This is a genomic window from Hymenobacter qilianensis (assembly GCF_014489555.1).
GTDB lineage: Bacteria > Bacteroidota > Bacteroidia > Cytophagales > Hymenobacteraceae > Hymenobacter > Hymenobacter qilianensis.
This window is the reverse complement of record NZ_CP060784.1, coordinates 1,336,545-1,350,620: the sequence shown is the minus strand read 5'-3', so window position 1 is coordinate 1,350,620 and position 14,076 is coordinate 1,336,545. Positions and strand designations below refer to the sequence as shown.

General features: G+C 51.3%; 12 protein-coding genes. 4 read left to right on the top strand and 8 right to left on the bottom strand.

Annotation, left to right across the window (positions count from 1 at the left end; genetic code table 11):
* Positions 1–291: 291 nt before the first annotated feature.
* Positions 292–921: a hypothetical protein gene (locus H9L05_RS06130; RefSeq protein WP_187733433.1), complete on the bottom strand. Its 630-nt coding sequence runs from the start codon at positions 919–921 to the stop codon at positions 292–294.
* A gap of 457 nt (positions 922–1,378) precedes the next feature.
* On the opposite strand from H9L05_RS06130, the gene H9L05_RS23265 reads away from it, so the two are divergent.
* The 4 genes from H9L05_RS23265 to H9L05_RS06120 are packed head-to-tail and all read left to right on the top strand — an operon-like array spanning position 1,379 to position 6,076.
* Positions 1,379–1,690, top strand: coding sequence for a hypothetical protein (locus tag H9L05_RS23265; RefSeq protein WP_223284765.1), 312 nt, complete (start codon positions 1,379–1,381; stop codon positions 1,688–1,690).
* Positions 1,691–1,704: 14 nt separating this feature from the next.
* A complete protein-coding gene (locus H9L05_RS23260; protein ID WP_223284764.1) occupies positions 1,705–2,883 on the top strand; it encodes a DNA methyltransferase in 1,179 nt (392 codons plus the stop codon).
* Positions 2,880–3,506, top strand: a complete 627-nt coding sequence (locus tag H9L05_RS23255; protein ID WP_223284763.1) for a hypothetical protein — start codon at positions 2,880–2,882, stop codon at positions 3,504–3,506. Before H9L05_RS23260 ends, H9L05_RS23255 begins: the two co-directional genes overlap by 4 nt.
* Positions 3,503–6,076 (top strand): DEAD/DEAH box helicase, encoded by a 2,574-nt coding sequence (locus H9L05_RS06120; RefSeq protein ID WP_187733432.1) that lies wholly within the window; start codon positions 3,503–3,505, stop codon positions 6,074–6,076. The genes H9L05_RS23255 and H9L05_RS06120 overlap by 4 nt, the downstream gene beginning before the upstream one ends.
* A gap of 246 nt (positions 6,077–6,322) precedes the next feature.
* On the opposite strand, the gene H9L05_RS06115 is transcribed toward H9L05_RS06120, so the two are convergent.
* The 7 genes from H9L05_RS06115 to H9L05_RS06085 form a co-directional block, all read right to left on the bottom strand.
* Positions 6,323–6,928 carry a recombinase family protein gene (locus H9L05_RS06115; protein ID WP_187733431.1) on the bottom strand — a complete coding sequence of 202 codons (606 nt, stop codon included), beginning with the start codon at positions 6,926–6,928 and terminating at the stop codon, positions 6,323–6,325.
* Positions 6,929–6,942: 14 nt separating this feature from the next.
* Positions 6,943–7,431, bottom strand: a complete 489-nt coding sequence (locus H9L05_RS06110) for a hypothetical protein (RefSeq protein WP_187733430.1) — start codon at positions 7,429–7,431, stop codon at positions 6,943–6,945.
* Positions 7,432–7,486: 55 nt separating this feature from the next.
* Entirely contained in the window at positions 7,487–9,424 is a 1,938-nt protein-coding gene (locus H9L05_RS06105; protein ID WP_187733429.1) for a YfjI family protein, read from the bottom strand.
* Between the two features lie 158 nt (positions 9,425–9,582).
* Positions 9,583–9,960: a BT4734/BF3469 family protein gene (locus H9L05_RS06100; RefSeq protein WP_187733428.1), complete on the bottom strand. Its 378-nt coding sequence runs from the start codon at positions 9,958–9,960 to the stop codon at positions 9,583–9,585.
* Positions 9,961–10,291: 331 nt separating this feature from the next.
* Complete coding sequence (locus tag H9L05_RS06095; RefSeq protein ID WP_187733427.1) at positions 10,292–10,618, bottom strand: helix-turn-helix domain-containing protein; 327 nt, start codon at positions 10,616–10,618, stop codon at positions 10,292–10,294.
* 96 nt (positions 10,619–10,714) lie between these two features.
* Positions 10,715–11,917, bottom strand: a complete 1,203-nt coding sequence (locus H9L05_RS06090) for a hypothetical protein (RefSeq protein WP_187733426.1) — start codon at positions 11,915–11,917, stop codon at positions 10,715–10,717.
* Between the two features lie 11 nt (positions 11,918–11,928).
* Positions 11,929–13,209, bottom strand: a complete 1,281-nt coding sequence (locus H9L05_RS06085; protein ID WP_187733425.1) for a tyrosine-type recombinase/integrase — start codon at positions 13,207–13,209, stop codon at positions 11,929–11,931.
* Positions 13,210–14,076 lie beyond the last annotated feature (867 nt).

Below are 14,076 nucleotides of genomic sequence, written 5' to 3'. Positions count from 1 at the left end.
AGCAGATAAATACCCTGCTAACTGGCCAACATTAGGCAAAAAATCTATGACTGCTCATTGGAATGAGATGCAGAAAGCAACCGAAGGCGAGTTGCTTCTAATCGCTCAATCTTTTCAAAAAACAATGGCAGATAAAACAGCCTCAACCGACTGGTAAGACTCTGGTCCTTGAGCCTGTTGGACTGCGTCGGGTAATTCGTCGGGCGGCATCTCAAAGCTATCCAATTGGCTTAGCTGCATGGCTCCTGGCAGTTGGCGGTCGGGGCGTAGCGTACCCCTATGTGTACACACTTAAATAATTTCCTTTTCCAAGGATAGGAGTCCGGCATCCGCTTGTGGCGTATTCATCGCCTTTTCAAATGCCGGTTTAGTCAGTTCCTCGGGGCTGAGTGCCTTCGCCAAGGCAGCCTCAAATGCGGTCATGTCGAAGGCAGTGGGAGCGGGTAACTGTTTTTCCGGGGTGAGTTGGGCAACTGGTGCTGGCAGAGGAATGCCCAATCGTTCAAAGGCTTCTTCACGAGAAAGGCCCATTTGCTTGAGGATTGCCACCTGCCCTTTGCCAACCAAATTAAAAGTGTTGAACTGGGTCTTTGAAAGCTGAATTACCATCCGCGTTAACTCTTCCACCTGTTTTACCAAGCCCTTCGTGACAGCGAAGTACTCTGCCGTCTGGGTTAGGGTATTTGCTGCAAGGGCGCCCGTGGCCGAAGCCAAGGCTGTCTCTGCAAATGAGCCACGCTGCATCCCGCCTCTTGGTCCTTTGAGTTTGGTAACCCGACCCAGTGTACCGGCTTTTTTCTTCTTGCAATGGGTAGTTCGGCAACTGGCGGAGCAGAAGCGCTGCGTGCCCCGCTTCATGGGGACAAAATCTTGATGGCAATAGGCACATGACTGCTCGTGCGTATTCTGTAATTTGGCCATTTGCGTTAGTTTGTAATGGAGTGTTGACGGAATTGCATGAGCAAAGCTAACCTATGACATTACCGTAAACTGGGTAAACTAGAATAAAAGTGTACTTGAAACCCTTCAGGGGTATCGATACCCCAATAATATAAACCTTATGTTGCTTACCTTTACGATAAGCCGGAAGGTTTGTAGTTGCCAGCTCAACCAACGGTAAAGCCCTGCGATAATCCTTAGAGGACGCGGGGCTTTTTTGTGAGACTACATTAGAACCGTTTTATTGAATTGAGGTCGCTTGGACGGAACCTGAATAGGTTCTCGGCAATCGGGCGAGGCCCCTGCTGACGTGGCCCCGCCCTATCGTCGGATCCACACCATGTGTTGACACCCAATGGTAGTGGTAATTTGTGCCGAATTACATTGGCCAACTCCAACATTACACTACTACATTTTAAAAAACATTTTAGAAAAGCTTGTGTCTCGATTAACTGATCTTATTGCAAACGCGAAGGGCAAAGACCCACAGTTGGGGGCTGACCTGGAACGCGAGTTCCGGGCGCTGTCATCCCGGCTTTCCTTTGGTCTAAACTTTGAGCGGCATAACCCCGAAGCCGTTGAATTACCTCGTCGCCCAGTGCGCAGGGGCGACAAAGTACATGTGCTGCCGCCGCGCGGCTCAACGGCCAAGGGCGACCAGCGTCTGTGGCTGGTGAAGGCCATCCACAAAACCAGCAAAATGGCTGAGCTGACATTACTGGGCGCGGCCGGGGGGAGAGCCACACAGTAGCGCTCGACGACCTTGTGGTAGTTGCCGAATTCCGCGATACCATCTATCCCGGTCTTGTTCCCACTGGTAATGTTTCGCGTGGTGGTGACAAGCCATGGCATACGGTCATCAATGGCGAGAATTATCATGCTTTAAAAGCCTTGACCTGGACCCACCGGGGCAAAGTGGACGCTATCTACATTGATCCACCTTACAACACAGGCGCAAAGGACTGGAAATACAACAACGATTACGTCGAGGGCGACGATTTGTACCGGCATAGCAAGTGGTTGGCGTTCATGGAGCGGCGGTTGCTGCTAGCGAAGGAGTTGTTAAACCCGGCGGATTCTGTTCTGATTGCCACAATTGACGAAAAAGAATACCTACGGTTAGGGTTACTATTGGGGCAGGTATTTCTGGAAGCACGAATTACTATGGTCAGTTCGGCGATTAATACCGGAGGTGTACCTAGAAAAGGAAGCTTTTCGCGATCAACAGAATACTTGTTTTTTGTATTTCTAGGTGTTTGCAAACCGTTGCCACAGGCTCTTCCTGCGGACTGGAATCCAGTGCAGACAAAAAACAAGTTCATACTTCGTTGGCGCCTTATGCGGCGCGATGGCACGAATGCTCAAAGGGCGGATGGCCCTAATAGTTTCTATCCTATTTTCATCCGGAAATTGGATGATCATGCTGTTTTCCACAGTGTAGGAGATGCCTATTACGGTAGCGACCTATCGGAAATTGAGACACCCGATGGATGTGTCGCGTGTTGGCCCATACGAAAGGATGGTAGCTTTGGAACTTGGCAAAATGGGCCAGCTCGTCTAAAAGAATTGATAAAAAGTGGTTATGCCAAAATTGGACCTTGGCGAGGTAAGGATACTGCTCTCTACTATTTGAACCAAGGAGAGCGAAGTAAAGTTGAGCGCGGCCAATTTCCACTAATCGGCCAAAACCCGGATGGATCAATTATCACAGACATATCCGATCAACATATCATGTTTGTACCATCGGACTTATGGCGTATTCCTTCACATGACGCGGGCAATGGTGGTAGCCGACTTCTTACATCGATTATTCCTGGTCGTAAATTCCCGTTTCCTAAGTCGCTCTATGCTGTTGAGGATGCTTTACGCTTTTTTGTTACAAACAAACCTAATGCGGTTGTCCTTGACTTCTTCTCAGGCTCCGGCACTACCGCCATGCAGTGAAGCGGCTTAACAAGCAGGATGGCGGTAGGCGTCAGTGTATAAGCATCACCAACAACGAAGTCGGCGCGGATGAGCAAACGACGCTGCGAGAAAAGGGCTTTAGACCCGGCGATGCTGAATGGGAACGGTGGGGCATTTGTGACTACATTACCAAGCCGCGCGTTGAGGCTATCATTACTGGCACGACGCCAGACGGCCAGCCCATCACGGGGGATTACAAGTTTACCGATGAATTCCCTATGTCCGATGGCTTTGAGGAAAATGCTGAATTCTTCACCCTGACGTACGAAACGCCGGTTGGTGTTAGCTATCAGACCTCATTCCCGCGCATTGCACCACTGCTGTGGCTGCGCGCAGGCAGTGTGGGTCGCCGCATCGAAGAACTGCCTGTAGCGGGCTGGGATGTCGCTGATGCTTATGGCCTACTAGTGGAGCTGGACAAGGCAACCGATTTTCTGAATGCCATTCGCAGGGCCGGAACGCCTCAGATCGCTTACATCGTAACTGACGACGAGCGGCGCTTTCAGGCGCTTGCGCGCCGCTTGCCTGAGGGCGTGGAGGCGATCCGCCTGTACGAGTCCTACTTGACCAATTTCGCATTCGAAAACGGAGACAACGCATGAAGTTTACACTCAAAGATTACCAAGATAAAGCTGTCCGCGATGTGCTTGTAAATCTGCAAATAGCGCGCGAGGACTGGCATGGCAGATACAAACGTAAAAATGCTTTTTCGCTGACTGCTGCCACCGGCGCGGGCAAGACGGTGATGGCTGCAGCGGTGTTCGAAGCACTGTTTCACGGCGATGACGGTTTTGACTTCGACCGCGACCCAGGCGCCGTTGTGCTCTGGTTTAGCGACGATCCCTCCTTGAATGAGCAAACGCGCTTCCGGCTATTGGAGGCGTCTGACCGCCTGCGGTACACGGACTTGGAAGTAGTCGCAAACACCTTTAATCGCTCTAAATTCAACCCCGGAAAAATCTATTTTCTGAACACGGGGAAACTGAGTAAGAACAGCCTTCTTGTTCGTGGTTCTGATGGTGATGAGGAATATGAAGGCACATTCCCCGAGATGCGGCCCGACCTGCGAAACCACACTATTTGGGAAACAATCCGCAACACCATCGAAGACCCGGCACTTACCCTATACTTGGTCCAGGATGAGGCGCATCGTGGCATTGGCAAGGAGAATAGCGAAAAATCCACCATTGTTAAGCGGCTTATCAACGGCGAGAAGGGCGTACCAGGTATCCCAGTTGTCTGGGGCATATCCGCTACGGTGGAACGTTTCAACAAGGCAATGGAAGGTGCACAGGGCCGCAGCACACTGCCTGCTGTGACCGTGGATACAAGCCTCGTGCAAGATTCCGGCTTGTTGAAAGACACTATTGTGCTGGACATTCCCGAGGAATCAACGGGTGATTTCGACACGGTGTTGGTGCGCCGTGCTGCAAACAAGTTGCGTCAATCCACAGAGGAATGGGCGGCTTATACAACTCAACAGGAAAACGGCGAAACCGTGCTTCCGCTGATGGTGCTACAGGTACCTAACACACCTAATTCCAATGAAATCGGCCGCGCGCTTCATACGATTTTTGAGCTATGGCGGGATTTACCGGAGACATCCGTTGCCCATGTGTTCGGTGAACACAAGACTCAGGCATTCGGCAAGTATTCAGTGCCTTACATCGAACCACAGCGCGTTCAGCATGACACTTCAATACGGATCCTCATTGCCAAGGATGCCATTAGCACCGGGTGGGACTGCCCTCGTGCCGAAGTGATGGTATCCTTCCGCCCGGCAAGTGACCGGACCTACATTGCTCAGATGCTGGGCCGCATGGTGCGCACACCACTCGCACGTCGCATCCCCGGCAACGACAGACTTAACAGCGTCGATTGTCTGCTTCCGAGGTTTGATAAGAAGACAGTTGCAGACGTCGTAAAGGCATTGAGTGAGGGTGGTGGAGATACACCGCCAACGGGGCGCATTCTCATGAACCCGAAGGAGATGAAGCCCAATCCTGACGTGCCGCAAATGGTGTGGAACAAATTCGTTTTGCTGCCTTCTCAAACCCGCCCACAGCGTGGCGCGAAACCGGCTATTCGTCTAACTGCGCTGGCCCATGAACTGGCTTCTGATGGTCTGCTACCTGGTGCAGGTGGCAAGGCTCACGCTGCCATGCATAAGATGCTAGACAATTTCATTGCTGAACGGGAGCAAGCGTTTACTGAAAAACGGGCAGCCGTAATGACAGTGGATGGGCGTACCATTATTTTCAGTATGCAAAGCCACCAGACTCGTCACGACCTATTCCAAGCCGACGCAGATGACGCTGTAGTCGGGGACGCTTACCGACACACCGCGCGCATCATCACCCCTGATATTGCTCGCACGTACACCATCGAAAGGGCGAAACGCAAACCGGAAGCTGCTGATGATTTCGATGATGCACTGATTGAGGCCCGTGAGGATGTCGCTGCTCTGCACCTCTTGGAGAACCTGCAAATCCTGTTCGACGCCGAAGCGAAAGCACTGTCCGATTCATGGTTTTCGGAATACCGCTGCCAAATCAAGGAACTGCCGCACGACCGGCAAGAGGCTTACCGGCAAATCGTCGCCCTCAGCACGGAGCCACAGGATGTAGATTTAGCACTGCCCGTATCGCGCGTCGAACAAACCAAGGTGCGCGAAGGCAATGGTTCGGAAACGGATGTTCCGACGTATCAGCAGCATTTACTGTGCGATGAGAAGGGTTTATATCCATCTGAATTAAAGTCTTGGGAGCAGGCTGTTTTGTCGAGCGAGATGAAGCGAAACGGCTTTAAATGCTGGTACCGAAATCCTGACCGCCCTAGCCAAGACTCATTAGGCATTGCCTATACAAATGGTAATGACACTAAAATAGTCAGACCAGATTTCATCTTCTTCGCGGAACAGGATGAAACGATTGTGGTCGATATAGTCGATCCACATGGTTTTCACCTTGCCGATGCACTACCAAAATTGCAAGGCTTGGCTCGTTACGCTGAAACGCATTCACAGTTTTACCGCCGTATCGAAGCGGTTGCAGAAGTTGAAGGAAATATGCGCGTACTGAATTTGACCAACCCCGATGTTCGCCGAGCAATAGTGGGGGCGACCAATGCAGAATCCATTTACAAGAGTGCTGTGGCAGGCAATTACTCATAAACTGTGCTTTATAGAAGTAGGAACAGCTCTACACTAGGCAGTATAGTAGCCAATGGATATAAACTGTCTTAGAAGTTAATCGTGCAAAAAGCAAAACGGCTGTTCGATAAGCTGACAAAACCGACAAAAGTGTTTTTGTCGGTTTTGTCAGCTTATCGAACAGCCATTTGGTAAATAATAATTTGTGGATTGGAGCTTACTACTTGCGCTTGATTCATGGTAGTACCGGCAGATTGCGGTCAGGAATCAGTTAGATTGAGCAGAAACGACTCTTTTTCCATTCGCCTGCGCTAGCCGATTAACTACTGCTGGTGCCACTCCCAACTTGCGAGCAGTGGCCCGCTGTCCCAAGCCGGCATCCAATTCTAGTTGGATACTAGCTACCAAGTCGGCCGGCAGGGATGGCCTACCCGATTTCTTCGTGCTGCGAGCCAACCCCGCCCGAACTCGTTCACCCAGTCTCACCCGCTCTTGCTTGGCAATGGCAGCGATGAAACCAATAATAGCTTCCCGGAACGGCCCGGTTGAGTCAAGAAATGGCTCGGTGAAGGACTTAAACTGGACACCAGCAGTGGTTAGCCTCTGCAAATGATTGAGTGTTTCAGTCACGCCCTCGCGGCTAAAGCGGTCGAGCGACCAGAACAGCACCACATCAAAGCGTCGCTGGTGAGCATCAACGAACAGTTGCTGGAATTGGGGCCGGTTGGCGGTACCACCGCTTTCCTGGTCGCAGTACTCCTTATATAATGTGAAGCCCAAGCGTTCAGCGAAGGCCCGTAGCTCGCGGAGTTGGTTTTCGTTGGTTTGGCCTTTGTCTTTAGTAGAGACGCGGGCGTAGATAGCAGCGGTCATTGTGTAGCAGTGGATCAAATACCTGCTTTAGGGAATAATTTGCGAAATGCCTCTTCGTTTTTAAAAAAGTTATTGATGTTTTTAGCTTCACTTATTGCTTTGAGTGGCACCAAATTATTCTCATTATCTCTTAGTTCCCACTCTCCTGCGTTCGATTTTCGCAAAAAAGCATGAGGCGATGAGGAGTAATTATTTAGTTCCATCGAGTCAAGTTTAAAGATGGGATCGCTCTTAGTCGGGCCACCATCCCCTTCGCGGTAAATGAGAGTAAGACGATTCTTAAGTCTATAATTTTGGTTAGCTAAGTCAGTGTCAGTAACATTCATTTTATGAATCTGTTGAGCTAAATCTGCTAAACTTTCAATGTGCTGGTAGCGGCCTTTTTCAAACCATACTACAACAGGTGTACTTGGCATAAGATTGAATGTTGGTGTTCGTAAAGCTACTGTTTTAGGGACAGTTAGCTGACCTCGCTTTTTGACGTTTGCAGAGTGAATTTTCAAGGCATTTTAGAGAGGGTTTTTGGAACACCTTACATGTGCGATTTATTAAGTCAGTTTAGTGTGCTCGGCTTTCTGGCCCTTTCAGAAAAATACTGGGGTTGGCTTCGTAAACCGTACTATGTGGTCGTCCTACCTCTGAAGCTGGTTGGGCATGTAGTTCACGTATCCAGCTGGCCTCAACCAGGTCTTCCAAGGCAGTTGCCACCGCTACCTTGTCGGTTAAGCCCTGCCAACCTTTGCGTTGAATATCGCGCGCAGTGAAATTCGCCTTTAAGTGGCCTTTACTTATGTGTTCCCCTAGCGTAGCAGCATTGCTACCGTTGGCACCATAGGCGTAAATGCGCCGGGCATGGGCCGCGAAATAGGCGCACCACTGCTCAGCCAATTCGGCGGCCCATTGACTAACGGGACCGGGTGCGGTGGCTCCGCTTACAATTTCAAGCAAGTGAAACAGCAAAGCCAAAGCTGGGAACAGCTTGCGGTATTTGGCCAAGTGCTGCACCAAAGCTGGGCTTTCATCGCTGCTTTCAAGCGCCAGTTGCCATTTGGTAAGCCAAGCCACGAACACTTCTTGAGCGGCTAGGTCGAAATGAAAAGCAGGAATAAGATCGCCAGGGCGTATAGTTGCCCCAGCCTTTATGGGGTCTAACGCATCAAGGCGGCGTAGCAATTCAGCAGCGTCGGCGTGGGCGGCGTGGTCGGGAACTACGTCTATGTATTTAAAAGGGCGAGGGTCAGGCCAAGTCAGTAACGAAAAACGCTGCGTCATGCCATCGTTTTCGCCGTTTTGCGTCTGCCTCAAGTAGTTGGCCAGTTTATCGGGCTGAATACCGCCCAGCAACGACAAACAGCAATTTTGCACATATGAGGAGCCGCGACCAATTCTATCGCTCCCGTAATCGCCGGTGCCGTTCCAAGCTTCTAGATAAAACTGCCGATCGGTTTCGCGGCCCTGCTTCTCCCAGGTTAGCAATAAGCCAGTCAACTCATCCCGAAAAACGAGTAGGCCCCGAGGATTATCGATCAACAACTCGACGAGTTTCTCTACAGTGCTATCATTGACTAAGTAGCGGCGGGCCACCGGGGCCGAGGTTGCTTCAAGATTAGCCAGTTGCGCTTGCAGACTCATCAAATCATCCTCAATCCCTTTGTCAGCGGCTCTAGTGAGCTTCTTTTTAATGGCCTCCTTACGGGCTTTGAGCACCTCAGCTTCCGCTTCGTGTGAGCGAATATTATCACGGTGTTCATTGCGGGCAACGCGGTCAAGCTCTTTGAGTGGGTAAAGCGCCGCGTTAAGCGTGGGAGTTTTCATTTTGGAAGGGTCGGCCACTATCGCCCCCCACAAATTTGGCACTTCCAGCCATCCCGTGTCGAGTTGTTTGGGCCGGATGCCACAGCGGTTGCCCACCACAGCCCCCATCATCACCATCCAGGCCACGGCAGGCCAATCGGGCGGGCATTGCAGACGGTGAGCCACATCACGCAGGGCGGGCCGCAGAGCGGGCGGAAATAAATTCTCATTAAACGCCGGCACTGGCCGAAGGCGTGGGGATAAGGCGGCTGGGGTTGGCCACTCCGCCTCGCTCGCTTTGGTTGAAGGTGGGCGAGGGCTTGCCGCCCGGCCATGGCTGTAGTCAGCCACTTTAGTGCCGTGGTCAGATACTTTTTCGCGATAAATACCGCTAACGGTCTTCATGATCCGGTCTTCGCCGTGGCCGTGCAATGCGGGGTGGGTCAGCGCCCAGGAAAGCATGTCTGTTTCCAGTACCCCACGCTCGTTGCAGAAAAGTGCCAGCGCGGCGAGCCAGTCGTTGCGGCCCTGGCTAGGCATGGGGCACGGTCCACGGCTAAATGTTTCAATGCACCAATCCAGCGTGTCATTCGGGGCCGATTGCCGCGGGGTGGGTACAGCATTGGGTCGAGCAAAACCGTTGGGCAGATGAGTTTTTGGGGTAGGCGTTGCCGCCCGCAAAGATTTGAGGTTGATTTTCATTGCCAGCTTTTTTTAAAAATAGAATTGGCTGTCAGGCTGCGGCCGAAGCATCGGGGGCGGTGCAAGCCAAGCTGCCGGGTCGTGGGGCACGAAACAGGCGCGGGCGAGGTCCTTACCTGCTTCGTCTGGTACGAGGCCCAAGTGCGCATAATGGGCTTTCAAGTAGTCAGCATATCCCGGAAATTACCCAAATGGTCGGCTTCCGGGTCAGTCCATACAATGGCTTTTAAGCCATCTCCGCTGGGACTGGTGAACAGCATAGCTAGCCCCGGTGCCAACAATTCATCTGCCATCAGGGCTGCCCAAGCTGCGTTCACATCGGGCAAGTGGTCGAAATCTAGCACCAACAGCCCCGAGAGGCTTTGCACCCCGGCATTTGCCCGGTGGCTGAAAACGCCAGCTGGGGTCACATAGTCGAGGGTTTTCTTGATTGCCTTCCGCGCTGTATCTACTGTTGCTTCCCGCAGGGCCTTGGTGCGAGTACTGTATCGAGGCGAAACTAACACCCCGTGTAATTCGGCTAGCGTAAGTGTCATTGAAGGGGTGGTATTGCCAATACCACCTCCTTCGTAAAAGCTAAACAGTCCGGTGACCCTGGGAGGGACTACTGGCCCGGCCGGTGGTGTCTTCATGCGTTGCTCTAACTTGGCGGGCGTGAGGGGAGGCAGCCGGAGGCGTTGCCTATCAATTGTGTAAACAAGTTGGCCGGCCGCCAGCACGTCATTCACAGTCGGTCCATCCCCAGCAGGGTACATTATTCGCAACGCTGTCGCCAATTCGGTCGGGGTAGGAGTGCTTTTGCCGGTTAAGGCAAGCGCGACCGCTAACTCGTCAGAGCTTAAGGGCGGTTTTGAATTAGGCAGCAGCTTATCCACGGGGACCCCCCTTGCCGGATTTAACGCTCCGCTGATGCCCGCTTAGTGCGGTCAACACATCGGCCTTTTTTATGTAGGTGCGACTGCCCAGCTTGTGGTATTTTAGCAAGCCACGTCGCTTCCAGTCGTGTACGGTCTGCACCGTTACGTCTAGCACTTGGGCTGCTTCACGCAAAGTCAGCAGTTCGTCGCCCAGCGCTGGGATAGCCCCGGTGGGCGCGACCGGCGGCGCATGATGGTTTAGCTCATGCCGGATTAAAGCACGGAAGTCTTCTAATAGCTGAGTGTAATCAACACCCACAGGGATAATAGCTGGCATCGGTTAGAAGCTGACGGAGAGGTGTGCAAGTCAGCGACGATGCGAAATAGGTCCGCCTAGGTATGGATAGACAAAGCCCGACGTGGGTTACGGGACTTAATTCGGGACTTTGGTTTGTAAAGACGGGCCTTCCTGTCGTTTTGCTAGCGCCTTTATAGCCTTCGATTTCCAAAGCTGACGAATAGGCCCATCACGGTCAGACCCAATTTTGCAGTTGTAATGGGCAGAAAAAGCTTCGTATAGTGTTGGAAGCGTTTTCTCTTTAGGTAAAATGCTAACCTCTTTTAACGCTATAATAAACCCGGCACAGGCAGCTTGGATGTTTTTATCCACTACCATAAATCTGCCCTTGGAACGCAACTCAATTTCTTCGGCTATCTCTTCTATAAAAGTCCAAGGATAAGCACCAATTGGTACGGAAGGTGAATGCTGTAAAACAGCATTTTCGCCAAGTGCAGCAAGCACAAGACCCAATGCTACTTTAGCATACCCTATTTTGAACCCCAGTGACTTTCTAAAGTCTTGAATAAAGTCAGATTCCAACTTATTGGGAGTTTTGAAGTCATCCAAGTTGAGCCAAGTAAGGCCAGGATGAAAATAAATAAAAGAATTTAAATTAATTATTGCATTTGGATAAGAAATTTCAGTAAAAAAGTCCTCTAATGGAAAATTAGCAAGCGCTTCTAAGCGGTGAGCCGCGACTCTAAGAGAAGCACTCACAGCAGTTTTCTGAATTTCTACTTCAAACATTCTGAGCAAGCCAAGAAGCCTTTCCTGTTCGTCCCAGTCGGGATGTAGCCCAATCTTCACTGGAATCTTAGATTCATCATCAACATCAAATTCGGAGTCAGGGCCATAATCAACATCGGCATATACTGTACCCAGCGCTTTGATAAACTGTTCAATTGCTGACTCACGTCTTAGCCTAATCCATGACTTTAGACGGTCTGCTGCCCACAGGCTCTTAACCAGCATTTGGTGTAGTTGCTCCGGTCTCGTTTCAAAGGGTAAATGTTGTGAAAGGACAGCAAATTGCCCTTCATCGTATAAAAATGGGATAGCTCGACGTAACAAAGTTTCTAGTGCGTTAAGCCATTTTTCTCGCTCTGGGGAGTTGAAATAGATGCGTTCGTAACGAATGGGCGGGGGTAATTCTCCAGGCGCGCCTTGCCAGTCGTGGTCTCCTAGAGCATAAACCCAAAATGATAAAGCTTCTAAGTCAGACTCATCTGCTACACTGGCCCAATTTATTGCTGGCAAGGGACTTTCATAGTCACGGTAAGAGGTTCCTGTATCCATTTAACAGACCCTTAATGCGTGCTCGGCATTTCGTGGAACTTCGCAAATTCCTCGGCTACCCGCTGGGGCGTCAAGTTCACATACCGCTGGAAGGACTTGTAAGACGTGTGCCCGGTTAGCTTCATCACAAATTCGGCGCTCATACCCTTGCCCAGGTTCAGGGTCACGAACGTGCGCCGGGCAGTGTGAACAGTCAGCTTTTCGTACTTGGGGCACGTTGTTACGTCGGCAATACCGCCCCGGTAGCGAATAACTTCGATGGGCGAATCAATGCCCGCCAACTGCCCCAGCTCTTTCAAAAAGCGATTCAGTACAGGGTTCGTTATCGGCTGGCTTTTAATGCTTGCCAATTCTCCCGCCAGCAATCTATTAACGATAGATAGGGCTGAGGTGCTCAAAGGTATGTTCACCACAGAGCGCGTTTTCTTTGCAGTTATGCGAAGCAGTGCCGGCATAGCAGCAGTAGCGGGCCGTAGGTGTTGAGGACGGATGCTCACCAAGTCGGAATACCGTAGGCCAGTGTAGCAAGCCAGCAGGAACCAGGCGCGGGCTTTGTCGAGGCGGGAGCCAGGGGCTAGGGGCAGATCTTCCAGGGCAGCTAATTCGGCAGCAGCCAATGCAATAACGTCCGGCTCCCGGCGTGCCCAGCTTACACGGTCAAGCGCGGTATTTTCAGTGTAACCCCGTTTGGCGGCCCATTTCATGAATGACTTTACCCGCCCTAGGTGTTTGTTTATTGTGTTGTCGGTCAGCTTGGCCACGTTCAGCAGATAAGCTGCCCATCGGTCTCCCACGGTGGTGGAGAGTGTATCAAAGTCTACAGCGTATCCAGTCGAATCAGCAAACTCCCGTAAGTGCCGGCCAGCTGTAGCGTGCGCTTGCGCTGTCCGAACTGTGCCGGCGTCACGTGTGTAAGTAACCCATTCCTCATACCGTTGCCAGAACATTCCGCCAAGAGCGATTGGGGCAGCAATGGGTTCTTCGGCTCGGGCTGGTGCGGCAGCTTCACGAAGGGTGGCAGCAGTTGGCAACATCCCAGCCGCAAGGTGCTCGGCATAGACTAGCTGGAGCCGCTCCGCAATAGCAATCAGTGCATCATTGAGGTGTCCATTCAGTTCATTGCCTTTGCCTCGGACTTGCGCCCGCTGGTCCGCTTTAACCCATTTACTAGGGTGAAGACTTTGCCCAGTATAGACCTTGATCCGGGTACGCCGGTCAATGGTGAGTAGGGCATAAATGGCCGTAGGGCGGTCTGCCCCCGGCTCTTTCAAGTGAAAGGATACGGTTGCCATAGAAAGTGTGTGTAGTTGCCGTATCAAATATAGGGTGTGTACCCCATTCGGGTACACGTAGGGGTACACACTTCTTGATTTTAACACTATTTAGACATACTCAAACAGATATCATGAACGATAAATATGCCTTATTGGAATTTTAAGGCCACTTTTACGGTCGTTTGTAGTATGTATAAAAATGCAGGTTGCATTCCTGTCCCCGCTACCTAAAAAGGCCTTTCCATAACGGAAAGGCCTTTTCTTTTTATCAGGGCACCTGACTATACATATTCCCTTGCTTCCAACTCTTGGCTGAGGCGCTCTACTGCATGTACCTGAGCGTAATGCAAAGCCTGAGACTAGCGCATTTACTCCTACCGCAAGCCAATTTTAAGCGTACAGGATTCAGTGCCACTTAAACATCAGGGCTACTTCGACTAGTCTTATAGTCTTACAGCCAAACGCCCCTGTAAACTCCAGACATTAGGCTGTATACACCACTGACCGTCTCTCGGGCGCATACTCGTGAGCCTCCAGATGAACCAGTACCTGATCCATTGTTAGCTCCCCGCGCACGAAGGCCTCAAGCAGCAGCTGATGATAAGGACCCGGAGTGAGAAAAGCACAGGAAGGGAAATGGAATGCTAACGAGACCGCCAAGCGATGCGCTTGATGGGAACTCAGGGTGGAAGTAGAACGCATGATCAGTCCAGTATTATTACGGAATACAAAGATCGATAATACGTACTTTTCCCGCAAGCTGAACCAAGCAGGTATTTATACGGGCAAACGCATTCCATCACTGCCGATGGATCCGCCCCTTGCAATAACAACGTGTACATAATTTGAGGTGTAAAAGGCTTCTCTCGAGGCCCGTGAGTAATA